This window comes from Campylobacter concisus, from assembly GCF_902460665.1.
Lineage (GTDB): Bacteria > Campylobacterota > Campylobacteria > Campylobacterales > Campylobacteraceae > Campylobacter_A > Campylobacter_A concisus_AL.
In genome coordinates this window covers 686,302-710,096 of the sequence record NZ_CABPUR010000002.1, presented here as the reverse complement: position 1 = coordinate 710,096, position 23,795 = coordinate 686,302, and the positions used below count along the sequence as shown (strand labels likewise).

The window sequence follows — 23,795 nt, the reverse complement described above, 5'->3', positions numbered from 1 at the left end:
TAGAAGATGAATGTAAAATATTATGATGCATTGGTAATTGGTGGTGGTCTAGCTGGTCTTAGAGCTGCTGTGGCTGCTGGAGAAAAGGGCTTAAGCACCGTCGTTTTAAGTCTAATACCTGTAAAACGCTCGCACTCTGCGGCTGCGCAAGGCGGCATGCAAGCCTCTTTGGGAAATTCAAAAATGAGCGAAGGCGACAACGAGGACGTACACTTTGCCGACACGGTAAAAGGTAGCGACTGGGGCTGCGATCAGCAAGTCGCGCGTATGTTTTGTCAAACCGCGCCTAAGGCGATCCGCGAACTAGCGGCTTGGGGCGTGCCTTGGACTCGTATAACAAAAGGCGAGAGAAGTGCTATCATCAACGCTCAAAAAACAACTATCGTAGAAAAAGAAGAGGTCCACGGACTCATCCACTCTCGCGACTTTGGCGGAACTAAAAAATGGAGAACATGCTTTACGGCCGATGCCACCGGACACACTATGCTTTTTGCCGTAGCAAACGAAGCTCTAAAGCACAACGTCGAAATCCACGACAGAAAAGAAGCTATCGCGCTAATCCACGCAAACAACCGCTGTTACGGCGCGATCGTTCGCGATCTAGTTAACGGCGATATCACGGCATACGTCGCAAAAGGCACGCTAATCGCAACCGGCGGCTACGGTAGGGTTTATAAGCACACCACAAACGCCGTAGTTTGTGAGGGTATCGGCGCGGCCATAGCTCTTGAGACCGGCGTTGCTCAGCTTGGAAATATGGAAGCTGTTCAGTTTCACCCGACTCCGATCGTTCCAAGCGGGATTTTGCTAACGGAAGGTTGCCGCGGCGACGGTGGAATTTTACGCGACGTGGACGGATATCGCTTTATGCCAGACTACGAGCCTGAGAAAAAAGAACTAGCTAGCCGCGACGTCGTAAGTCGTCGTATCATGGAGCATATCCGCGCTGGTAAAGGTGTACCTAGCCCATACGGATATCACGTTTGGCTAGATATTTCTATCCTAGGACGCGAGCACATCGAGAAAAACTTGCGCGACGTTCAAGAAATTTGCGAAATTTTTAACGGTATCGATCCTGCCGATACCGAAGTATATACCGACGAGAACGGACGACAGCGCGGTAAAGGCTGGGCACCGATCCTGCCTATGCAGCACTACTCTATGGGCGGCATCAAGACAAAGCCAACTGGCGAAAGCCCGACGCTAGCTGGTCTATTTAGCGCCGGCGAGGCTGCGTGCTGGGATATGCACGGATTTAACCGCCTAGGCGGCAACTCCGTTTCAGAAACGGTCGTCGCGGGCATGATCGTTGGTGACTATTTTGCCGACTACTGCGGCAGCCACGAGATAGATATAAATACCGCAGATATCGAAAAATTCGTTAAAAAAGAAGAAGACTATTTAAAGAGCCTGGTCGAAAAAGAGGGCAAATTTAACGTATTTGAGATCAAAAACAAGATGAAAGACATCATGTGGGAGCACGTGGCGATCTTTAGAACCGGCGAAGGTCTAGCCGTAGCGGTAAAAGAGCTAGAAGAGCTTTATAAACAATCTTTGGACGTCAAAGTCACCAACAAGACGCTATTTGGCAACCCTGAGCTTGAGGAAGCCTACCGCGTACCAAAGATGCTAAAACTAGCCCTTTGTATCGCAAAAGGCGCGCTTGATCGCACCGAGAGCCGCGGAGCGCACTGCCGCGAAGACTATCCGAAACGCGACGACCTAAACTGGCTAAACAGAACTCTAACTAGCTGGAAAGAGGGCGATACGCTACCGACTATCGTATATGAGCCACTTGATATTATGAAAATGGAGATGCCACCAGCATTTAGAGGGTATGGTGCGAAAGGTAATATTATTGAGCATCCAGATAGTGCCATCCGCCAAAAAGAGGTTGATGAAATTCGTGAGAAAATGCAAGCTGAAGGTAAGAGCAGACAAGAAATTCAAGAGGCTTTAATGCACTATGATCTTCAACCAAAATATAAAGCACCAAACGAAAGAGCAGGAATAGGATATGAGTAGAAAAATAACCATAAAAGCATTTAAATATAATCCGTTAAGCAAAATTTCAAAGCCGCATTTTGCGACCTACGAGCTAGAAGAGACTGATGGTATGACATTATTTATCGCGTTAAATATGATTCGCGAGAAATTTGACCCAGATCTTAGCTTTGACTTTGTTTGTCGTGCTGGAATTTGTGGAAGTTGTGGCATGCTTGTAAATGGTAAGCCAAGATTAGCTTGTAGAACTCTTACTAAAGATTTTGAAAGTGGAGTAATTGAGCTTATGCCTTTGCCAGTATTTAAGTTGCTAAAAGACTTAAGCGTAGACACCGGCAACTGGATGAATGCGATGAGTAGGCGTGTGGAGAGCTGGATACATACAGACCACGAGACCGATATCTCTAAGCTTGAGGAAAAGGTTGAGCCTGAAGTAGCGCAAGAGGTATTTGAGCTTGACCGTTGCATCGAGTGCGGTATCTGCGTAGCTGCGTGCGGTACGGCTATAATGAGGCCTGATTTCATCGGCGCGGTCGGACTCAACCGCGTAGCTAGATTTAAAATCGATGCGCTCGATAAACGAACCGACGAGGACTTTTATGAGCTTATAGGCGATGATGACGGCGTGTTTGGCTGTATGACTTTACTAGGCTGTGAAGACAACTGCCCTAAACACTTGCCACTTCAAAGTCGCATAGCTTATATGCGTAGAAAAATGGCTGCCATAAAGTAGCCAAGGGGCTGTAGAAGCCCCAAATTTACTTCTAAATTTATTAAAAAAGACTGCAATAGATACCAAAAGGCATAAAAAGATATCAATAGATACAAATAAGAAAAATAAAAATATCAAAAAAGGGATTGATAAGAGTGTGTCCATTATATAACCAAGTGGAAATACGATAAATATAAAGACGATTCCAACACCAGAAACAAAACAAAAAATTAGTGCAAATATCGTAGCAAAGGTATTTACAAATAAGCTAATATTTTCTAAAAGAAAATTTGTTAGGCCAAGACATCTCATGTTTTGATTATAGCTTTTAAGCCAAAAAATTTATATAATTTCAAAAATTTGCCTCACTCAAGGATATAAAATGTTACCAAGCTATAAAGATATGATGCTGCCTATTTTAGAATTTGTTGCGCAAAAGAAAGAGGCAAATAGAGCTGAAATTTCTAAATTTATAATTAAGCATTTTAAGTTAAAAGATGAAGATCTTTTGCAAAAAATAAAAAGTGGAACTTTTACATATATAAGCAGGACGGGCTAGGCCTTATCCTATCTGGCTACAACAGCTCAAATAAAATCAAGGCCAGAAAAAGTGCCGCTTCAAAAAGTTGGTAGAAGTCTATTTGCTATAACAAATTTTGGCAAAGAGCTAGTAAGTAGCAAGGATAAAAAGAGCAAAATTCTCTCTTGGTACGATGAAATTTACAAGCAAGAGATAAAGCAAGAGGAAAAAGAGGCCACAGAAAATACCCCAGATGACAATATAGACGAAGCGCTTTGCAAAATAAAAGAAGAGCTAAAAAGTGAAATTTTATCTAGCATTTTAGAAAAAGAGCCAAGATTTTTTGAATACCTTGTAACAAAGCTACTTGAAAAGATGAATTATGGAGCTGGAAATCTCACAAATAAAGGCCCAGATGGCGGGATAGATGGTATCATAGATGAAGATGAACTTGGGCTTTCTAAAATTTATATCCAAGCAAAAAGATACAAAGACGGTAGTAATATCCGTAGGCCAGAGATTCGGCAGTTTATCGGCGCCATCTCAAATAAAAATACTAAAAAAGGTGTCTTTATCACTACGGCAAAATTTACCAAAGAAGCTGAAAATTTCGCCAAAGATAATCAAAATTTTAGTGTGGTTTTGATAGATGGCGACAAGCTTGCAGAGCTAATGATAAAATACAAAGTCGGCGTTCAAACAAGCCAAATATATGAAATTTGTAAAATCGACACCGACTTTTTTGAGGAAAATAATTTTTAAAATTTTAAGCCATAAAGCACTACTGCGTATATTTATTGCAAGTTGCTACTTGGGATCATTTCGGTCTTGCTTTATTTGTGAGTTTAAAAGACAAATTTAAATCTTTACTAACGCCAAAATAGTCTAAATTTACCAGCTTAAAATGCTTTTTAAACCAAATTTTACTCTTATAAACGCCGTCTAAAATTTAAGTGTTATAATTACAGCGAAATAACGATTTTAAGGAGAGGATATGCAATCTCGCATAATCACTGGCGTTTTGATGTTTGTTGCTATTTTAGTAGTTTTTTTTATTGATAATTATATTTTAAATTTTATCTTGCTCGGCGCTGTGCTTTATTTTGCATTTAATGAGTCGCTCAAGCTTTATAATATCGATCACAAACAGCTAGTTTTTGCCGCACTTGCTTTTTATGTGCTTACATATTTTACAAATCCAATTTTCATAGCGATCCTTGCTATCATGCTAGTTGCTTCGATCCTAGCTCACATAAAAAGTGAAAATTTAAAGCTAGTCGCACCTTTTGTATATCCGACCACGCCGATCTTTATGATATGGATGCTTTACTCAGAGTATGGCGTAGGCTATCTTGTATGGCTTATTTTAAGCGTAGTTGCAAGCGATAGTGGTGCATTTTTTGTTGGTAAAATGTTTGGCAAACATCCATTTAGCCCAAGCTCACCAAACAAAACAATCGAAGGTGCAGCAGGCGGCGTAGCAATAGGCACTGTAATTGGCTGCATTGTTGGAAATTTTGTAACTGAAGGATTTTTCCAAATTTTATTTTCAAGCTTTTTAGTCTGCGTGTTTGCGGTTTGGGGAGATCTGTTTGAGAGCTACCTAAAAAGACTTTGCGGCGTCAAAGATAGTGGTTCGCTCTTCCCAGGACACGGAGGCATGCTTGATAGGATAGATGGCTATTTATTTGGCGTAGTCGCCCTACTTTGGTCGCTCTCGTGGTAATACTTGGCTCAACTGGTTCAATCGGCAAAAACGCCCTTAACCTTTGCGAAAAATTTGGCATAGAGGTTGAGGCGTTAAGCTGCGCTAAAAATGTAGATTTACTAAATGAGCAAATCTTAAAATTTAAACCAAAATTTGTCTGCGTAGGCGATGAAAAGCTAGCTAAAAATGTAAAAAACATAGAAGCTAAAAATATCTTTTTTGGTGAGGCTGGGCTACTACAAATGCTAGAAATTTCAAGCTCAAAAAAGGTAATAAACGCCCTTGTTGGCTTTGCCGGCCTTGCTCCTAGTCTAAAGACACAAGCTCTTGGCAAAAGGCTTGCGCTTGCAAACAAAGAGAGCCTTGTTGTTGGCGGCAAATTTCTAAAAACCAGAGAAATTTTACCAATAGACAGCGAGCATTTTGGGCTTAAATTTCTACTTGAAAATAAAACTGCACCAAAAAGACTCATCATCACAGCAAGTGGAGGCGCATTTTATAAAAAGCCGATCAAATTTCTAAAAGACGCCACGCCAAGTGACGCACTAAAACACCCAAACTGGGATATGGGCGCAAAGATCACGATTGATAGTGCGACGATGGCAAATAAGCTTTTTGAGGTGATGGAAGCTTACTGGCTTTATGGCATCAAGGAGATCGAGGCTGTGATAGAGCCAACTTCTGCGATACATGCCGTAGTTGAATTTATAGACGGCTCAAGCACGATGCACCTCTCCCGACCTGACATGAAACTAGCTATCGCTCATGCTATGTTTGAAAATATCAATGAAAATATTGTCTCACACGCAAATTTACTTGATCTAAAAAATATAAAATTTCATAAAATCAGCCTTAAAAAATATCCCATTTTTTCGCTAAAAGATGAGGTCCTAGCAAACCCTGATCTAGGTGTAGTGATAAATGCTGCAAATGAGGTTGGAGTGTTTAGCTTTTTAGAGAAAAAATGCTCGTTTTTGGATATCTCAAGGCTCGTTTTAAGCTCTGTTAAAAATTTTAGAGATATTAAAATTTCAAATATTGATGAAATTTTTGAAGCTGATAAAGAAGTTAGAAATTACGCAAAAAGGATGTTAAATGCAAAGGTATGAGGGTTATAAATTTGATCCCAAACAAAGCTTAATCGGCGTTCAATTTTTATTTGTCGCCTTTGGTGCACTGGTATTAGTGCCGATACTTACGGGTTTAGATGCAAATGTAGCTCTCTTTACGGCCGGTCTTGGCACGCTACTTTTTCAGCTAACCACTAGAAAAAATGTTCCGCCTATTTTTTTAGCAAGCTCCTTTGCTTTTATCGCGCCACTTCAGTACGGTATCGAAAAATGGGGCATAGCCGTGACGATGGGAGGCGTTATATTTGCTGGGTTTTTCTACGTTGCTTTAAGCCTTGTGGTCCGATTTGGCGGAGAGAAAATTTTGCATAAAATTTTGCCTCCAGTTGTCGTTGGACCTGTCATCATGACAATAGGCCTTATCCTTGCTCCAAATGCCGTCAAAATGGCAACATCAGCTACTGAAATTTATACCCAAAACGAGGCGATGATCGTCGCTGGCATTTCGCTAGTGGCTACTATTTTAGTAATGATGCTTGGGCGTGGCATGTTTAGGCTTATACCTATTTTGCTTGGTATTATCACCGGATACATCGTAGCTTACTGCTTTGGCATGGTTGATTTTACCCCTATCTTTAATGCACCTTGGTTTAGAATGCCAAATTTCACTACACCAAAATTTGAGTTTGAAGCAATCATTTATATGATACCTATCGCCATCGCTCCAGCGATCGAGCACATAGGCGATATGCTTGCTATCTCAAACGTCACAAAAGAGGATTTTCTAAAAAATCCAGGCCTTAAAAATACGCTCCTTGGAGATGGACTTGCCACTTCGCTTGCTGCCTTTTTTGGTGGCCCGCCAAACACTACATACTCAGAGGTCACAGGTGCAGTTAGCCTTACAAAAGCTTATAATCCAGCGATCATGACATTTGCAGCGATCACTGCCATCGTGCTAGCCTTCGTTGGCAAGCTAGGAGCCGTGCTCTCAACTATCCCAGTCCCGGTCATCGGCGGTATCATGCTGCTACTTTTTGGCATCATTGCAAGCGTTGGCATGGAGACACTTATAAAAAATAAAGTTGACCTTGCAGACCCTAGAAATATGATAATCGTAGCCCTCATCTTTATCTTTGCCATCGGCGGCATGGTGCTTGACCTTGGAGCGGTTAAATTTTCAGGTATAGGGCTTGGCGCGGTTACTGGTATAGTTTTAAATTTACTTTTACCAAAAACAAAGCATTATGAAGGATATTAATGCGTAAATTTTTACTTTTTTTACTAACCTTTGCCGCTGCTAGTTTAGCCAATACTTTAGACTATGCGCTCATCAAAAAAGGTGAGCCAAGCGAAAACACGATGTTGTTAATCGGTGGTATTCAAGGCGATGAGCCGGGTGGCTTTTTGGCAGCCTCTATCGTGGCCACCGACTACAACATCACAAAAGGTTCGCTTTGGGTCGTGCCAAATTTAAATTTCCCAAGCATAATCGAGCGAAGTCGTGGCACAAAAGGCGATATGAATAGAAAATTTGCCCATGTAGATAAAAACGATCCAGACTATAACTCAGTAATGAAAATAAAAGACGTCATCACTGATAAAAACGTTACGCTCATCTTAAATTTACACGATGGAAGCGGCTATTACAGAGATAAATTTATAAGCAAGGACGAAAATCCAGATAAATGGGGCAATACTTGCATAATAGACCAAAGCACACTTCCTGGTTCAAAATATCCAGAGCTTGAAAGTATCGCCTCAAGCGTAAAAGATGTGCTAAATAAGCATCTAATAGATCAAAAGCACCAGTATCACATCAAAAATACACACACCGCAATGGGCGACAAAGAGATGCTAAAAAGCCTAACTTACTATGCTATCACACAAAATAAATCAGCCTTTGCAAACGAAGCTAGTAAAAATTTAAACGCCGAGCAAAGGACTTATTACCATCTAATCGCCATTGAAGAATATATGAAAAAGGCTGGCATTAGCTTTACTAGGCCGTTTAACCTTGATGTTAAAAGCGTAAAAAAAGCAATCGAAAAAGAGATCAGACTCGAACTTGAAAATTCATACGCGATAAGTCTTAAAAATCTAAAGCCTTTAATAAATTTTGTTCCACTTAAAAAAGGCGAGTTAAATTACAGCTCACCAAATCCGCTAATAGCCGTCATAAAAGAAAATGGTAGCTTCAAAGTGCAGTACGGCAACCGCTTTGTTACTAGGCTAAAGCCACAATATTTTGAGTTTGCAAAGCCGCTTGAGGAAATTTCACTAATAAGCGACGGTAGCGAGCTTGCATTAAAAAGTGGCGATAAATTTAGCGTGAAAAAGAGCTTTAAAATTAAAGCGCTCAAAAACGTGCGTGTAAATGTCATAGGATACGGCACAAAAAGTATAGATGAGAGCGAGCAAGAAGTGGCTAAAAATAGCCTAAACAAAAGCTACAGCATCGACAAAGATGGCAAAATTTACCGAGTCGAGTTTTATAAAAACGAAGATGGCAAAGAGAAATTTGCTGGCATGATCTTAGCGGAGTTTAAATGATACTTGGCATCGAAAGTAGCTGCGATGATAGCTCGGTCGCACTAATAGATGAACGCACTTTAGAGAAGATTTATTATAAAAAAATTTCTCAAGAAGAGGAGCACGCTATCTTTGGTGGCGTGGTTCCTGAGCTTGCAGCTAGGCTTCATACGAAGGCACTGCCAGCACTTTTAGAGGATATCTTGCCAAATTTTAAAGATATAAAAGCGGTCGCCGTGACAAACGAGCCGGGTCTTAGTGTGAGCCTAATAGGTGGCGTCAGCATGGCAAAAGCGCTAAGCGTGGCTCTTAATATCCCGCTAATTGCCGTAAATCATTTAGTTGGTCACATCTACTCACTATTTTTAGATCGCGAAGCCACCTTTCCACTTGGCGTCCTGCTAGTTAGTGGCGGGCATACGATGATCTTAGAGATTGACGAAAATGGTGAAATTTTGGAGCTTGCAAGTACTGGCGATGATAGCTTTGGTGAGAGCTTTGACAAGGTTGCTAAAATGCTTGATCTTGGCTATCCAGGCGGTGCTGTTGTGCAGCAAAATGCCTTGCTTTGCAAAGACAAAGATAGGTTTCATTTTACCATTCCACTTCTTCACGATAAACGCCTTGAATACAGCTTTTCAGGGCTTAAAAACCAAGTCAGAGTCGAAATTTCAAAGCTAGAAAATATCACACAAAAGGATATCGCTGACATCTGCTATGCCTTTGAAAATACTGCCTGTGAGCACATTTTAAACAAGCTTGAAAAGGTCTTTTGTTTAAGAAATTTTAAGCGTTTTGGCGTAGTTGGCGGTGCAAGTGCAAATTTAAATTTACGAAAAAGACTTGAGATGCTTTGCCAAAAAAATGAGTGCGAGCTTTTGCTAGCTCCACTTGAGTTTTGCTCTGATAACGCCTTAATGATAGCAAGAGCGGGACGTGAGAAGTATCTAAAAGGCGAGTTTGTAAGCCATAGCGAGCTAAATATAAATCCAAGAGTTAGCTTTAAAAAGCTTGAGTTAAATTAAACTTTTTAAAAACATAAAATTTTGCGCCTAAATCTTGATAGCTTCGTAAGTAAAAACGTAATAAAATCTAAAAAATTTCAAAAAAAGAATCTTTAATGGACGAGTTTTTAAATCACGCTTGGCATTTAAATAAAATTTACGCCAATACTGATGCGAGCGTGCCTTTCTACCCAGATCTACTGGCGCTTCTTTTATCTTGTGATGAGAAAAATTTGGATGAGTTTATGGCTCTTGCCGAGTTTAGAACTATCTTAAAAAAGCTAGGCGTTGGACTTGATATCTTTAGCATACAAAGTGCTCAGCTAGCCACGCTAAAAGCACTAAATGAAGCAAAAATTTCAAGTGATGAACTTGTAACCTACTTACAAAAGCTACGTAATGAAAAGATAATTAGCCATGAAAAATTTGATTTTTTAATAAAATTTATAAGCAAAAACTCAAATCAAAATAAGGCTAAAATTTCTAATGCGAAGCCAAAAGATCATTTTCACAAGAGCTTGGATTTTCTAAACGAGATAAATGAAAAAGCAAGCATGCTTGATGAAGATAAAGAATTTTTACTAGCTTTAAAAAACGCCAAGAAAAGATCAAATGAAACGCTTTTTAACATCGCAGTAAGTGGCGTCATAAACTCTGGCAAATCAACCCTTTTAAATGCCCTTTTAAACAAACGTGTTCTTGGTGCTTCAAATGTACCTGAGACTGTAAATTTAACCATCTTAAAGTACGCATCAAATAGCCATGCAAAGGTAAATTTTTATAGCCCAGACGAGCTAGAAAAGCTTGGACTTTCAAGCGAAAATTTACCAGCTAGTAGCGTAGAGATCAGCCTAGATGAGATCAAAAACTATACGTCTTCAAGCTCAAAAACAGCAAATCTCGTAAAAAGCGTTGAGCTTTATGATGACTTGGAGCTTTTAAGAGATAATGTCTGCATTATAGACACTCCGGGCATAGATGATGCGATCGTTTTAAGAGAGCAAATAACTACAAATTTTATGAAAGAGTGCGACCTTTTGGCTCATCTCATGAATGCTTCGCAAAGTGCAACGCAAAAAGACGCACTATTTTTGAAAAAATGCCTTGAAAACTCGCACATCGTAAGAGTTGCTATTGTGCTAACTCATGCTGACGAGTTAGACGCAAAGGGTATTAATGAAACGCTTAACTACGTAAAAAAGGCGATCGGCGAGCAGATAAATGATATCAAGATAGATTATTTTGCCCTTAGCGCGAAAGCTTATCTTGATGGCGCTTTAAATAGTGGCGTGCCGGAGTTTAAAGAGTATCTTTATGATGTGCTTTTTGGTAAAGACTCTAAAAAATCAGCTCTCATTTTAAGCTCATATCAAAAAGAATTACAAAATATTTTAAAAACAAAACTCGAAGCCACAAAGGCTGAAATTTTAGAGCTTAAGGCATTTGGTTTAGAGCTAGAAGCTTTGCAAAACGAGCAAGCAAATATCAAAAATTCTCTTAATGAAAATTTCACAAAACTTGAAAGGCTTTTAGAAAGCGAGCTAAAAAAACTCGATGATAAAAATGCAAAAGATATCTATAAAATGGGGCTTGAAGCACTACTACAAAATCTAAATGAAAAGCTTAAGAGTGAGATCGCTTACTGCAAAAGTAAAAGAGAAAATTTAAATCTAAAACGTCTTACACAAATAGCAAAAACTACACTTTGTGACGGAGTTGCGGCACTTATGAGAGAGGCTAGAAATGAAACTTTGGTGCAGACAAAGTCGTGCGAGCAAAATATCGCTTTAAGCTTTGATGGCTTTAAGGTGAGTGAAAATAAAATTTTTAGTATAAATGACTTTTTAAAGCAAATGGGCGTAGAGCTTAATTTTAGCGAGCTTTTAGATGAGCTTGAAGCTAAAATTTTAAGCAAAAGTGAGCCAGAGGAGGCGCTTTTAAGTTTAAGACAGAATTTACTTAACAATAAAAGCATATCGCAGTTTTGTGAGATACTAGCAGAACATGAAAAAAAGCTACTAAAAGAGCGAGTAAAGGCTTATGAGATGAGCCAAAAAGAGACTCTAAACCAAAGACTTTTGGTGCTCAATGAAAAACTTAATGAGCTCAATTTACAAAATCAAAGCTCAATTTCAAAGCTTAAGCAAAAGACCTCCTTACAAGATGAAATTTACTCACTTTTAGAGGATATTAAAAATGTTTAATGAGTTTATAAATGCCTACAAAGCGAGATATTTTAAGGTTTTTACAAATGATTTTAAAGGCGAGCTAGCTAGGCTCGTAAATGATCTAAATGATCCTAGCTTACATATAAACGAGCAGATAAAAGAGAGCTTAAATTTACTAATAGACACTCTAAATGAACCACCGCTAATAGCTGTTATCGGTCAATTTTCAAGTGGAAAATCAACATTTTTAAACGCACTTCTTGGTCAAGATATCTTGCCATCAGGACTAACTCCAGTCACCGCAAAGGCTGTGAGGCTAAAATTTGCAAAGATGCCACTTCTAAGCGTGAAATTTATAAACGGTAGCGAGAGCTTGCTAGCAAGTAGCGATCTAGCCGAGCTAAATAAGCTAGGCGATCAAGTTTCTGGTATGACGCTTTATGCGCCAAGTGAAATTTTAAAAGAGATAAATTTCATCGACACTCCTGGACTAAACTCGCTAAGAGATGCTGATACAAAAGAGACAAAAAATACGCTAAAAAAGGTTAGTGGCACGATATGGCTAAGCCTTGCAAATAACGCCGCAAAGGCAAGCGAGCTTGAAAGTATCAAAGAAATTTTAAAAGCCAATGATCTAAAAGCGATCTGCCTAATCAACCAAAAAGACAAGCTAAGTGAGGAGGAGCTTGAAAATTTGCTAAAACACGCTAGGCAAACTTATGGCGAGCTTTTTGAGGATATCATCGCTATCTCATCAAAGCAAGCACTCCTTGGCATCACAAATAATGACAAAAGCCTACTTGAAGCTTCAAATTTTAACGAAGCTCTAAAGGCTATTAAAGAATACTTTTTAGACAAGAGCTTTAAAGAAAATTTCATAAAAGTAAGGGCAAAAAAGATCGTAAAACTCCTAACCAACGAGCAAGAAAAACATCTAGAAATTTATGATAATGCGCGGTTTATTTTAGATGAATTTAGTGGCTCATTAGATGAGAGGCTGGAGGCGATAAAAGAGGAGTTTAAGCCAAAGATCGCTTTAAGTTATAGTCAAATGAGTGAAGTTATAAAACTTGCTGCTGATGAGGTATTTAAGCTACTTAAACCATTTTCAAAGACAAAATTTAACGCTTCAAAAACGCTTTTAAACAAAGAAATTTATAAGCGTGAAAATTTTGAGGTAATAAGTCTTGATAGCGACGAAGTCTTTTCAAAACTTATCTACGAAGATGTAGTTTTTAATAAATTTTTTAAACGCTACAAAAAAGATCTAAAAGAGCTAGAAAATGCAATAACCTCAGCGTTTGATGAGCTTTATAAAAATTTAGAGGATAAATTTTTAATATATAAATCTCGCTATGAAAATTACGCTAGCTTTGATGATCAAGTCCTGGCTTACGAAACAAAATCCATAAATACCTATGCCGGACGGACATATGAAAATTTTTTAAGAGAGTATGAAACGGCCAAATTTAAGGCTATACAAAAGGTCTCTTTGTTTTTTGAAAAGCTTGATATAAAACTAGCCTCAAACTATGAAAACGCGCTCAAACTTGCGGTTTATTTTATAAAACAAAAGATAGAAAAGACGCTAGAATCGCATCTGCAGATGAATACTCCACTTTATATTCCAAGTGCAAAAGATGTCTATGAGCGCATGCTTGATGCGTTTAGTCTTTATGAGTTTGAAGCTTTAATGTGCTCAAACAGCTCGTTTTTAAATAAAATTTTGCTTGATATAAAGAGCGATTTTAATGAAATTTATACTTTAAAAATAGCAATGCTTGATGGCTTAAAAGCAAGAGTTAAAGAGCAAATTTCAAAGATTGAAGAGATTTGTGAAAACTCATTGCTATTAAGATAAATAAAAATTTTAAAACTTAGAGCTATCCATTTAAGGATAGCTTTTATTTTATGCGTGCATTATGCCGATCTTTGGTGCATTAAATGCTGTCACGCGCTTTGGCACGCCTTTAAATTTCTCGACATCCACAAGGCTTGTGTGAGCGGTGTTGCTCTGGCTCATCTTGCTTGATGGCACGTCTTTTGTGAGCACATTTAAATTTCCGTGCAAGCAAAGGCTCTTTTCGCCCGGTTTTTCAGGGTCGTACCAAGCGCCTTCGCTTACTATTACGACATTTTGTGGCATGTCCTCGGTGACAAAGGCACCGCACAAAATTTCGCCTCTATCATTAAAAACACGCACCACGTCGCCCATTTTTATCCCTCTAGCCTCGGCTGTTTTTGGATTTATAAGCACTGGCTCACGCTCTGCGATCTCGTTAAAGTTGCGAAGCACGGAGTTGTTTAGCTGTGAGTGAAGCCTAAATTTAGAGTGTGCGCCGCTAATTGCGATAGGATATTTTTTATTTTTTGCACCCAGCCACTCAAATGGCTCAAGCCACGTCGCATGCGGTGGGCAGTCATAATAGCCAAAGCCAGCGACAGTCTCAGAGTAAATTTCTATCTTGCCAGATGGCGTTTTTAGCGGATTTGCCACTGGATCGTCGCGGAATTTCTTGTAGTTTGTAAAGTAACGTTTTTTCTCATCGATCTTGTCAAATCTAAAGTATCCCTTCTCCCAAAATTCCTCAAAGCTAGGCATGCTCTCATACCCAAGCTCGGTAGCCTTTTTAACAGCATCTTCGTAAATTTCTTTGACCCACTCTAGCTCACTTTTACCCTCGCTAAATGCCTCTTCCCTGCCCCACTCTTTGGCGATCAGCCTTGCGATCTCAAAGTCGCTCTTACTCTCGCCAAATGGCTTAACTAGTGGCTTCATCGCAAATAGATACTCACTCGTTGAGTTTGCCATTTCGATGTCTGTTCGCTCATATTCAAGCGCAGCTGGTAGGACGATGTCGCTAAATTTAGCTGTACTTGTCCAAAATGGCTCGCAAGTGATGATAGCATTGACATTTCGCATAGCTTTTACAGCTCTGTTTGCATCAGGATGCCTTGTGAAAGTTGAGCCATTTGCATTAAACATCACTCTAATCTTTGGCAGTTTATAGCTCTTGCCATTTCTTGTTATCTCCTTGCCTGGGCTTAGAAGTGCGTCTATTAGCCTTGAGTTTGGCATTTCGTAGCCCTTTGTCTTTGGCACCAGCCCGCTATCAATAAATTTTTGAGGCACTTTGGTCTCAAAAGCCGCTAGTTTAGGTGCTATGAAGCTCTCATCAGCGTTTTTGTGCATGCCATCATTTGTGACAAAGCCACAACCCTCTTTGCCGATGTGGCCAAGCATCGCATTTAGCGTCACGAGCGCCCAGTATGCCATCTCACCATGATCTTGTCTTTGAATGGCGTAGCCACTAACTATGACTGAGTCGTTTTTGGCTAGATCCTCACTAAATTTAGCAAGATCTTGCTCGCTAACACCACAAATTTTGCTTGCCCAAGCTAGGTTTTTATTGACCCCGTCAGTTTTGCCAAGCATATACTCTTTAAATTTATCAAAGCCAACTGTGTATTTTTCTATAAATTCTTTGCTGTAAAGTCCCTTTTCAAAAAGGTAGTTACACATACCTATCATCATCGCTGTATCGGTGCAAGGCACGACTTCAAGGTATTTTGAGTCAAAGTATTTTGCGCTATCGTTGTGATAAACGTCAACGCTATAAATTTTCATCTCGCCGCTCTCGCCTTTTTTTCTGATCTCATCGTAGTATTTATATGAGTTATGAAGCGGTACGCCAATGGCGATCTTGTTTGAAACGACTGGGTTTGTACCCCAAAATACGATCGTTTTGGCATTTTTTAAGATAGCCTCCCACTTTGTTGGCGCTAGCGCAGGATCGACGAAGCCAGTGACGTGAGGCATGATGACAGTCGCTGCACCGTATGAGTAGCTACCAAGCTCATTTACGTAGCCACCAAGCACGTTAAGTAGCCTTTTTGCGGTCTTTTGGCTGTGGCCAACTTTGCCGAGGCTACCCCACTGATAAACCTGTCCGTAGATCGCTTCAGCACCGTATTTATCAAAATTTTCTTTTAAAATTTTTGCACTTAGCTTTATAGCCTCGTCCCAGCTCACACGCACAAATTCTTCTTTACCGCGAAGCTCTGGTTTTGGGTTGTTTGGATTGGCTAAAAAGCTCTTTCTAACAAATGGATATTTTACTCTGCTCTCGTTTTGGATGTAGTCAATGACTGCGTTATTTAGCTCGTTTGGATAAGCATCGCCCTCAAATGGCACGGTCTCGACCACGCGCCCTGCGATATAGTTTTTACATAAAATGCGCCAAATTTATTTGCGCTTAGTCCGCTTTGTTTGTCAAATAACGCTTGCTCTGCACTGCCAAGCTCTTTTGCTTGAAGGCTAGCTGCGCCTAATGCGCTTAATCTTAAAAAGTCTCGTCTTTTCATTCTTTCTCCGATTTTGGTTAAATTTATTATTTTTGGTTGGTTTTAGAAATTATAAATTTAGGGTTTTGTATCATTTCATCGTTTAAAGACCTTGTAATGTAATACGCAAACTTGCGTCTAAATTGCGCTATTTTAGCCAAATTTTTTTAAAGGATGGGCAGATGATTGGATTTTATGTAAATGTAAAGTTAAAGGCTGGGTGTGAGGCGAAATTTGAAGAAATTTTAAAAGAGATCGTGCCAGCTTCAAGAAAAGATAAAGGCTGCATAAGCTACGAGTGCGGCATGGTTGTGGGCGGTAAAAACGAATACTGTTTTATGGAAATTTGGGAAGATCTTGCAAGCCAAAAAGAGCATATGAAAAGCGCTCACATGGTGAAAAATGCAGCCGCGCTGGAGGCTTGCAAAGAGAACCAAGAGGTAAAAATAGTAAATTTTGTGAGCGTAAAGGAATAATATTTGCTTTAAAAAGGGCAAAATCCACAAAAATGAGCGAAGAAAAAATGCTTGAGATGATAAATGCGACTGCTGATATTATATTTATGGCCGTACTTAGGGGGCGAGTGAGCTTTGAAGCTTGCAAAAAAGATAGAGAATTTATCGACTCTTTAAGAGAAGAGCTACTTGGCAAAAATCCAAATAAATTTAAAATCGCGCAAAACTCATACCAAATGATCGCCATTTTTGAAAAATACCGCAATAAAAAATAATCCACTTAAAATTTAAATCTACTTGCCGATATTGTGTTAAAGGATTTTAACATGATAAACGCGCTAAATGGATTTAATCAAAGCTTTAACTACCAAGACGCTTTTAGTAAGCGCCAAGCCACAAACGCAAAATTAGACAAAGTAGAAATTCCCACCAAAACTGCGGACATCAAGCATCTACCGCTCTCTGGCTACTCATCAAATGATAAAATTTCTATCTGGGGCAAGATAAATGGCCTTGATAGCGGAGCGAGCAAAGATGAAATCTCTAGCCTTAAAAATTTCATTGATAGTACGAAGCTTTGGCGACTAAACTCCATCATCACTAGCGAGAAAAACGGCTTTAGCGTAGATGAGTTCATCAAAAATCACAAAATGAGCATAAACAATAAAATAATCAATAATGCTTTTGGTGCTCTTTATCTAAGCCGTGAGGCTACAAATTTGCTAGACTCTGATCTAAGTATCGATGAGTTTAAAGATAAATGGCTGGAATTTACCGCCGAAAGGATACTTGGCGAGCATGCAAATGTGAAAATTTCTTTTAAAGACGGGGCTTTGCATTACGAGCAAAGCTCGGATAAAAAACGTATAGAATTCTTAGGTCAGCCTATGTTGCACCGTGTGAGCTACGCTGATAAAAACAGCAAAGATGAGTTTTTAAAATTTCTAAAAACAAGTTATGAAAAGGGCGAGAGTATCGCTGATGTGCTTCAAAATATCGCTCTTACACCAGTTAGAGAAAATGGCGATGAAGAGATAGAAGAAGAGAAATTTAAGCCTATGCAAGTTACCAAAAAGAGCGTGACCTACACCGATAAAGATATAAAACGTGAGTTTTTTGAGGAATTTATCAGGCGCGAGGTCGAAAATGGCGCAAGCTTTGATGAACTAGTGCAAAAGCTAAACAAGCTAAAGCCAAAGGACATACTAGCTTAGCTTTAGGTTTAAATTTTGGGGCTGGCTTGGCTCTTTAAATTTCTACTTAGATTTGAATTTAAAGAGCTAGCTTATCTTAATAAATTTTTACTCGCGTTTAAATTTTAAGAGTCAGCCAGCTTGACTCACTAAATTTCTACTTTGGATTATTTATACTTATCACCATATTTTTCTCATCAAGATATAGCTTTGCAGCCTCTTTGATCTCGTCATTTGTGATGGCTTTTACCGCGCTTATGTACTCATCAGCCGTGTAAAGTGGCGTGTTAAAAATTTTATTTGAGATGATGAGCTTTTGCCAGAACTCAGGCTTTTCGTAATCTTTTTTTATAGAAATTTCACTCTGCGCTTTAAAATCCTCCAAATGCTTTGGTAAGAGCGCACCACTACGCTTTATGCTAGCTATTATCTGCTTTATCTCAGCGATGATATTGTCCGTGTTTGCAGGATCGCAAGTAAAGCTAATTAGCATATCTGAATGCTCAAAAGGATAGCGTGAGAGCTTGGCATTTAGGCTAAAGCCGTATGTTTGGCCCTTATCTTCTCTGATCTTTTCGCGAAGCGCTGTTTTTAAAATTTCACTTAATGCCCTTAGCCTAATCGCTCCTTCAAAGCTATATTTAGCATCAGAATTTATGATGTTTATACCAACATCGCTTCTTTTTGTGCTTTGATACTCCCTTTTAAAGGTGTGCTGACCTTTGATACTTCGCACGCCATCATCTTTAAAATTCTCCTCGCCTCCATTTGCTGGTAGCGTGGCGATATACTTTTTAATAAGTGGCAAAAGCCTCTCTTCGTCGGTATCGCCGATGATTACAAAAGTATATGAGGCTGCATTTGTAAATTTATCTTTGATGATCTCTTTTAGCTCATTTAGTTTTAGCGCATCGATCTGAGCCATCTCAAGCGGCGCGACACGTTTATTGTTTTCATAAAAAAACTTGCTAAATTCGGTACTAAATTTATATTCAGGCAAATTTTGCTCTTTGCTTAGCTCATCCTTTGCTCTTTGCTTTATCCTATCAAGCACGTTTGCATCGGCTCTTGGAGCGTTAAATTCTAAATTTATAACAGCTAGCAGCGAGTCAAGGTCGTTTGTACTTGACGAGCCAAAAAATCCTTGCGTAAGACCCTCGATATTCTTTTGATAGCTTACTATCTTTCCATTTAGTGCCTTTGAGAGCTCATAGTTATTAAATTTACCAACGCCACTCTCATTCGTAAGCGCAACGGCAAAGCTACCAAGCTTTGGATCAGTCAAATTTGATGTGCCTCCTTTGCTGACGGCTGCAAACAAAACGCTATCTTTTTTAGTGGCTAGTGGCTTAAAGATAACTTGCGAGCCATTTGACATTTTGTAGGTATAAATTCCATTTTTTTCATCAAAGTTTCTTGAGCTTATCTCTTTTGGCTCTAAATTTTCATTACCTAGGCTCTTGTCGTTGTTGCTAGCAGATAGGTTTGTGTTATAAGCAGGCGCTTTGGCAAAAAGCTTTAAAAACTCATCTTTGCTAAGCTTAAAGCCATCTTTGCTAAAAATTCTTACACGCTCATCAGAAATGGCCAAAATTTGTCTAAATCTAGCATTCACGTCAGCTAATGTAATCTCGTTTAATAGCTTTAAACTAAGCTTTTTTTCATCTTCATCGCTTAACACAAAGCCACCATTTTCTATCATATTTAAAATTTGTCCTGCGTAAGCGCTTGACTTTTTAGTCTTTGAGCGTTTAAATTTTGCATCCACATTTGCCACAAACGCCTTTTTCACATCAGTAAAATCATCTTTATTAAAGCCAAACTCTTTAATGCCTTTTATAACGCCAAGCATATCTTTAAGACTTGCGTTAAAATCGCCTCCAAGTACGTTTGTTTCAAAACTATAAATTTTCTGCTTTGCTTGAAGTGTTTGAGCTATAAAATCAGTGCTTAAATTTGATGAATTATTTGCATTTTTTTGCTCATAAAGCATATTTATCAGGCTTGAAATAAGTGCATCTTCTAGATTTCTCTTTGCGTCAGCCTCATTTGCAACTGGGCTAAATTTATCAAAATAGCTAAGTCTAACTAGCTCCATTCCAGTTTCATTCGAGTCATAGTTAAAAATATTTAAACCATTTTTAAAGCTGATATTTTTTTCTGGATGAATGTAAAAATTTGTATTTTTTGCTTGGCTAAAGTTTTTTTCGATTAAGCTTTTTATCTCATTTTTATCAAAGTCGCCAACAGCAACAAAGCTCATAAATCTTGGCTGATAAAGCCTCTCGTAAAATTCTTGCATATGCTTAGCATCTACGCTTTTGATGACGTTCATATCACCTATTGGCACTCTTTTTAGATAGATACTGCCCTCAAAAATATCCTTTGTTTGAGCCAAATAAAGCCTATATCCTGGCGTATTTCTCTGACGCTCCTCTTCCATTATGACGCCACGCTCCTTATTAAGCTCCTTAGGATCGATTTTAACGCCATCTATCCAATTCGAAAAGACCTTGAATGTATCTTGTAAATTTTTCTCATTTACATTAATCGTTAAGACATAGCTCGTCTGATCGTAGCTCGTCTGCGCATTTAGATCAGCTCCAAATTTCACACCAAGGCTCTCAAGCTGCTTAATGAGCTCATTTTTGCTAAAGTCACGGCTGCCATTAAATGCCATGTGCTCCAAAAAGTGAGCAAGACCTTGCTCGCCATCTTTTTCATCAGTTGAACCAGAATTTATAACAAGATAAAAAGTAGCTGTTTTTTGTGGAGATTTATTCTCTTTGATATAGTATTTTAGCCCATTTTTTAGCTCTCCATTTAACATATCTTTATCGTTTTGAAGCGCAAAAAGACCCATTACTAGGCAAAAAAGCAACAAAATTTTTCTCATTATTTTCCTTTTTATTTTAATCGATAGACAAAGCAGAATTTAGCATAAGCCTGCAAATTTGCAGGCTAGAAGGTTATTTTAGATCGTATTTTTTAAGTAAAGCTTCGTAGCTTCCGTCTTTTTTCATTTCATCTAAAATTTGATTTATTTTCTCTATTAATGCACTCTCTTTTCCTTTATCAAATGCTATTGAAAAGCCCTCGCTACCATCAACTTCTTTGAAAAATGCCTCAAGTTCTGGATTTTTCTTAATAAAGCCATATCCGATAGAGCTATCAAGGATGACTGCGTCAAATTTGCCAACTTTTAATCCCATGATAAGTGGCACAGTATCTTCTGAAGGCACTACTTTTACGCCATTTATAGCATTTGCTGCTAGCTCTTGGACGGTGCCTTGTTGCACGCCAACTCTTTTGCCAGCTAGCTCTTCTTTAGCTTTTAATGCGTCATTGCCTTTTTTCTTTAGGTAGAGATTTTCAGTTAGATAGTATGGCTTTGTAAAATCAATCGATTTTAGTCTATCTGAAGTCGCACTCATTGCGCTTATAATGCCATTTATTTTGCCGGCTTTAAGTGCTGGAATAAGGCCGTCAAAACTCATATTTATGATCTTATATGAAAAACCTGCACGCTTTGAAATTTCATCAATTAACTCGATATCAAAGCCTGTTATTTTGTTATTTTCATCGATATATTCAAATGGCGGATAGTTCGCCGCTGTGCCAAATTTTAGCTCGTTTGCACAAAGAGCAACAAAAGCTGTGAGTAAAAGAGCAAAGATCTTTTTCATAATAGTGTCCTTTAAGGTGATTTAGTGGTTTAATTATCAGTATTTCTCTATTAAAAATTGTTTAAATCCGTAATAAAAGAAAAATGCTATAAATAATCGTATAGCAAAGTAGCATATAAATTTTTATAGATAAGTTCTATCCCTTAATTATTTTAAGGGATAGAATAGTAGAAGCTCTAAGAGTAAGTCAAAGATTAAAATTTACTTTTTCTAACTTCGTTTACTATCGCCTTAGCCATGTCGTCAACATCAGATGTTACTTCATTTGCTTTATTGACAATTACTACATTTTCTTTTGTAAGTGTGTCTATTTGCGCAACTGATTGATTTATCATATTGATTCCTTCACTTTGCTCTTTTATAGATTCACTCATTTCATTGATTGATTGAGCTAGTACGTTTGTATTTGCTTCGATCTCTGTTAGAGATTTTTGAGTCCTCTCTGCTAGTTTTCTAACCTCATCTGCAACAACCGCAAAGCCTCTGCCGTGTTCTCCTGCGCGTGCTGCTTCGATCGCGGCATTAAGAGCTAGTAAATTTGTTTGATCAGCTATATCTCTAATAATAGTTATGATGTTTTTAATCTCATCACTTTGTCTAATAACATCAGATGTTTTTTGAGATATTGCATTCATTGAACTTGACATTTGCTCTACTGCGGCAGCAGACTCTTGAAGTGAGCTTGCTTGTACATTTGCGCCTTGAGTTAGTTCTTTCATTGACTGACTTAAAGACTCAGCCTTTTCTTCTAGCACATGAGCTTGATCTAAATTTGCCCTTAACATTTTGGCTATCTCTTCACCAAGAGCATTTATGCCAACCGCCATCTTGCCATCATCTTCAAGCCTTTTAGTAAAGTCTTGTTTTTTAAAGCTTTCTAGTAGATTTAACACGTCATCACCATTTTCCGCAATAGCATGTTTTAGTGCGATTTGTAAGTCTTTGAAAGTTTGTTTTAGCTGGCTAAGTGCAGGATTTGAAGTATCTGCGTTAAGCTGAGCTACGTAGTTACCTTTGCCAATTTGATTTACAAAAGTATTTGCTTCTTTAATGAAATTATTTTGCTCAGATAAATTTGCCTCGATTTGTTTGATATTCTCATTTATCAGTGCACTCATCTGTCCGATCTCGTCGCTACCACTACGATCTAAAAATTCAGCCTTATTAGATTTATAATTTAAGAAGTCAAAAAATCTAACTAAGCCATTTTTAGTCTGATCTATGCCAGAGATCAGGTTTTTACCTATTAATGTAGATATTAGCAACATAAGCAAAATACAAATCGCAATTACAATAGAACTTATAATAAGTTCGGTATTTGCATCACCCTTAATACGTATTGCATCTTTTTGCATATTATCAAGTAGTTTAAGCTCAAGCTCTCTCAATGCTTCTATTGAAATGCTTATCTTTGAAAACCAACTCGCTGCATCATAAGATACATCTTCAGTGGCAACTACATTTTTAATAATATTCATCGCATCTATAAAATCAGCCTTTTTTCTAGCGATGGCATCAAATTCATCACTAAATTCTTTTGGGTTGTAATCGTCAAAATCCTGCATAAATTTATTTATAACGCTATTTAGTGCAACTACTTTATTGTAGTCCTCTTTGCTTATGCTCTTTTTAGTAAAAACCCCATTTAAAGTAGCACGCAAAATACCAAAAGACTCTTTTATCTCACCAACAATAATGATACGCTTTAGATCATCTACCAAGCTAGGCTCAAGCTTATCACTATATCCATTTATAGCAATAACCTCTTTTCTTAAAATTTTTGTTATACGGCTAATTAGATCATTGCCACTTTTTTGATCTACATTTGAGCGGATACTATTTATCTCTGAAGCTATTTCATTTTTCTCTTCAAGCTTATCAAGCATAGCGTCTACTTTTTTACGCTGCTCTAATAAATTTTTATTATCCCCTCCTGCTAACACACCTGAGCTAAATCCGCGTTCTTTTTGCATTTCATGGATAAAATTATTTTGATTTATTATTGTATCCACGATTTTCTCACTAAACTCTGCTTTTGAGCGAGTCTTTAAGATACCATTTAGCATGTACGCACTCATGATACCAAGGCCAATAAGACTGACGATAACTATCGCCATAATCTTAGATTTAATACCTAGATTATTCATTTTCTCTCCTTTTAGTTTTTCTTAATATCTGCTTCAAAAAATAAAGCCATACGACTTTAATACTTAAAATTTATCAACCAAAAAATACTTTTGGTTATTTTTATAAAAAATATTGATTAGTCTATTTATGTAAAAATTTAATTTATATTTAGCTTTATTAATTAGTAAGAATTTTTTAACAAAATTGTGATGCATGCAAATAGAAAATAGCATATTTAAAATAAATGCCGTTCTCATCCTGAGAAGCTTCAT

Annotated in this window: 17 protein-coding genes and 1 pseudogene; 14 read left to right on the top strand and 4 right to left on the bottom strand. The window is 38.1% G+C overall.

Features of this window, described 5'->3' with window-relative positions; genetic code table 11:
* Positions 1-6 precede the first annotated feature (6 nt).
* From F3G66_RS06785 to F3G66_RS06740, 11 genes are all read left to right on the top strand, one after another.
* On the top strand, positions 7-2,025 hold the full coding sequence (locus F3G66_RS06785; RefSeq protein ID WP_149707576.1) for a fumarate reductase flavoprotein subunit: 2,019 nt from the start codon (positions 7-9) through the stop codon (positions 2,023-2,025).
* Positions 2,018-2,737 carry a fumarate reductase iron-sulfur subunit gene (locus tag F3G66_RS06780; protein WP_021091811.1) on the top strand — a complete coding sequence of 240 codons (720 nt, stop codon included), beginning with the start codon at positions 2,018-2,020 and terminating at the stop codon, positions 2,735-2,737. Before F3G66_RS06785 ends, F3G66_RS06780 begins: the two co-directional genes overlap by 8 nt.
* 361 nt (positions 2,738-3,098) lie before the next feature.
* Entirely contained in the window at positions 3,099-3,275 is a 177-nt protein-coding gene (locus tag F3G66_RS09635; RefSeq protein WP_188116487.1) for a winged helix-turn-helix domain-containing protein, read from the top strand.
* A gap of 51 nt (positions 3,276-3,326) precedes the next feature.
* The gene (locus F3G66_RS06775) at positions 3,327-3,998 is read left to right on the top strand and encodes a restriction endonuclease (RefSeq protein ID WP_223154227.1); all 672 of its coding nucleotides are present in this window, start codon (positions 3,327-3,329) and stop codon (positions 3,996-3,998) included.
* A 232-nt stretch (positions 3,999-4,230) separates the two neighbouring features.
* Positions 4,231-4,962, top strand: coding sequence for a phosphatidate cytidylyltransferase (locus tag F3G66_RS06770; RefSeq protein WP_107697618.1), 732 nt, complete (start codon positions 4,231-4,233; stop codon positions 4,960-4,962).
* Complete coding sequence (gene dxr / locus F3G66_RS06765; RefSeq protein ID WP_149707575.1) at positions 4,944-6,053, top strand: 1-deoxy-D-xylulose-5-phosphate reductoisomerase; 1,110 nt, start codon at positions 4,944-4,946, stop codon at positions 6,051-6,053. The genes F3G66_RS06770 and dxr overlap by 19 nt, the downstream gene beginning before the upstream one ends.
* Positions 6,040-7,275, top strand: a complete 1,236-nt coding sequence (locus F3G66_RS06760; protein WP_149707574.1) for a uracil-xanthine permease family protein — start codon at positions 6,040-6,042, stop codon at positions 7,273-7,275. Before dxr ends, F3G66_RS06760 begins: the two co-directional genes overlap by 14 nt.
* Positions 7,275-8,567, top strand: coding sequence for a M99 family carboxypeptidase catalytic domain-containing protein (locus F3G66_RS06755; RefSeq protein ID WP_149707573.1), 1,293 nt, complete (start codon positions 7,275-7,277; stop codon positions 8,565-8,567). Before F3G66_RS06760 ends, F3G66_RS06755 begins: the two co-directional genes overlap by 1 nt.
* On the top strand, positions 8,564-9,571 hold the full coding sequence (gene tsaD, locus F3G66_RS06750) for a tRNA (adenosine(37)-N6)-threonylcarbamoyltransferase complex transferase subunit TsaD (RefSeq protein ID WP_149707572.1): 1,008 nt from the start codon (positions 8,564-8,566) through the stop codon (positions 9,569-9,571). Before F3G66_RS06755 ends, tsaD begins: the two co-directional genes overlap by 4 nt.
* 95 nt (positions 9,572-9,666) lie before the next feature.
* Positions 9,667-11,754, top strand: coding sequence for a dynamin family protein (locus F3G66_RS06745; protein WP_149707571.1), 2,088 nt, complete (start codon positions 9,667-9,669; stop codon positions 11,752-11,754).
* On the top strand, positions 11,747-13,579 hold the full coding sequence (locus tag F3G66_RS06740) for a dynamin family protein (RefSeq protein ID WP_149707570.1): 1,833 nt from the start codon (positions 11,747-11,749) through the stop codon (positions 13,577-13,579). Before F3G66_RS06745 ends, F3G66_RS06740 begins: the two co-directional genes overlap by 8 nt.
* A gap of 48 nt (positions 13,580-13,627) precedes the next feature.
* Here the strand turns inward: F3G66_RS06740 and F3G66_RS06735 are convergent.
* Positions 13,628-16,083, bottom strand: a pseudogene (locus F3G66_RS06735) (molybdopterin-dependent oxidoreductase).
* Positions 16,084-16,244: 161 nt separating this feature from the next.
* On the opposite strand from F3G66_RS06735, the gene F3G66_RS06725 reads away from it, so the two are divergent.
* From F3G66_RS06725 to F3G66_RS06715, 3 genes are read left to right on the top strand one after another with little or no spacing between them, the layout of a single operon-like run.
* Complete coding sequence (locus tag F3G66_RS06725; protein WP_149707567.1) at positions 16,245-16,538, top strand: putative quinol monooxygenase; 294 nt, start codon at positions 16,245-16,247, stop codon at positions 16,536-16,538.
* Between the two features lie 32 nt (positions 16,539-16,570).
* The gene (locus F3G66_RS06720) at positions 16,571-16,792 is read left to right on the top strand and encodes a hypothetical protein (RefSeq protein WP_021091847.1); all 222 of its coding nucleotides are present in this window, start codon (positions 16,571-16,573) and stop codon (positions 16,790-16,792) included.
* Between the two features lie 51 nt (positions 16,793-16,843).
* Positions 16,844-17,731: a hypothetical protein gene (locus tag F3G66_RS06715; protein ID WP_149707566.1), complete on the top strand. Its 888-nt coding sequence runs from the start codon at positions 16,844-16,846 to the stop codon at positions 17,729-17,731.
* A 136-nt stretch (positions 17,732-17,867) separates the two neighbouring features.
* Here the strand turns inward: F3G66_RS06715 and F3G66_RS06710 are convergent, their stop codons facing one another.
* The 3 genes from F3G66_RS06710 to F3G66_RS06700 all read right to left on the bottom strand — a co-directional run bounded on the left by F3G66_RS06710 (position 17,868) and on the right by F3G66_RS06700 (position 23,543).
* Entirely contained in the window at positions 17,868-20,606 is a 2,739-nt protein-coding gene (locus tag F3G66_RS06710) for a M16 family metallopeptidase (protein WP_149707565.1), read from the bottom strand.
* Between the two features lie 73 nt (positions 20,607-20,679).
* Positions 20,680-21,396, bottom strand: a complete 717-nt coding sequence (locus F3G66_RS06705) for a transporter substrate-binding domain-containing protein (protein ID WP_084041202.1) — start codon at positions 21,394-21,396, stop codon at positions 20,680-20,682.
* Between the two features lie 194 nt (positions 21,397-21,590).
* Complete coding sequence (locus F3G66_RS06700; RefSeq protein WP_149707564.1) at positions 21,591-23,543, bottom strand: methyl-accepting chemotaxis protein; 1,953 nt, start codon at positions 23,541-23,543, stop codon at positions 21,591-21,593.
* Positions 23,544-23,795 lie beyond the last annotated feature (252 nt).

Bases quoted from the DNA above. Each gene is read 5' to 3' on its own strand.
- F3G66_RS06785 (WP_149707576.1), top strand. From the start codon at position 7: ATGAATGTAAAATATTATGATGCATTGGTAATTGGTGGTGGTCTAGCT.
- F3G66_RS06780 (WP_021091811.1), top strand. From the start codon at position 2,018: ATGAGTAGAAAAATAACCATAAAAGCATTTAAATATAATCCGTTAAGC.
- F3G66_RS09635 (WP_188116487.1), top strand. From the start codon at position 3,099: ATGTTACCAAGCTATAAAGATATGATGCTGCCTATTTTAGAATTTGTT.
- F3G66_RS06770 (WP_107697618.1), top strand. From the start codon at position 4,231: ATGCAATCTCGCATAATCACTGGCGTTTTGATGTTTGTTGCTATTTTA.
- F3G66_RS06760 (WP_149707574.1), top strand. From the start codon at position 6,040: ATGCAAAGGTATGAGGGTTATAAATTTGATCCCAAACAAAGCTTAATC.
- F3G66_RS06755 (WP_149707573.1), top strand. From the start codon at position 7,275: ATGCGTAAATTTTTACTTTTTTTACTAACCTTTGCCGCTGCTAGTTTA.
- tsaD (WP_149707572.1), top strand. From the start codon at position 8,564: ATGATACTTGGCATCGAAAGTAGCTGCGATGATAGCTCGGTCGCACTA.
- F3G66_RS06745 (WP_149707571.1), top strand. From the start codon at position 9,667: ATGGACGAGTTTTTAAATCACGCTTGGCATTTAAATAAAATTTACGCC.
- F3G66_RS06740 (WP_149707570.1), top strand. From the start codon at position 11,747: ATGTTTAATGAGTTTATAAATGCCTACAAAGCGAGATATTTTAAGGTT.
- F3G66_RS06725 (WP_149707567.1), top strand. From the start codon at position 16,245: ATGATTGGATTTTATGTAAATGTAAAGTTAAAGGCTGGGTGTGAGGCG.
- F3G66_RS06720 (WP_021091847.1), top strand. From the start codon at position 16,571: ATGAGCGAAGAAAAAATGCTTGAGATGATAAATGCGACTGCTGATATT.
- F3G66_RS06715 (WP_149707566.1), top strand. From the start codon at position 16,844: ATGATAAACGCGCTAAATGGATTTAATCAAAGCTTTAACTACCAAGAC.
- F3G66_RS06710 (WP_149707565.1), bottom strand. From the start codon at position 20,606: ATGAGAAAAATTTTGTTGCTTTTTTGCCTAGTAATGGGTCTTTTTGCG.
- F3G66_RS06705 (WP_084041202.1), bottom strand. From the start codon at position 21,396: ATGAAAAAGATCTTTGCTCTTTTACTCACAGCTTTTGTTGCTCTTTGT.
- F3G66_RS06700 (WP_149707564.1), bottom strand. From the start codon at position 23,543: ATGAATAATCTAGGTATTAAATCTAAGATTATGGCGATAGTTATCGTC.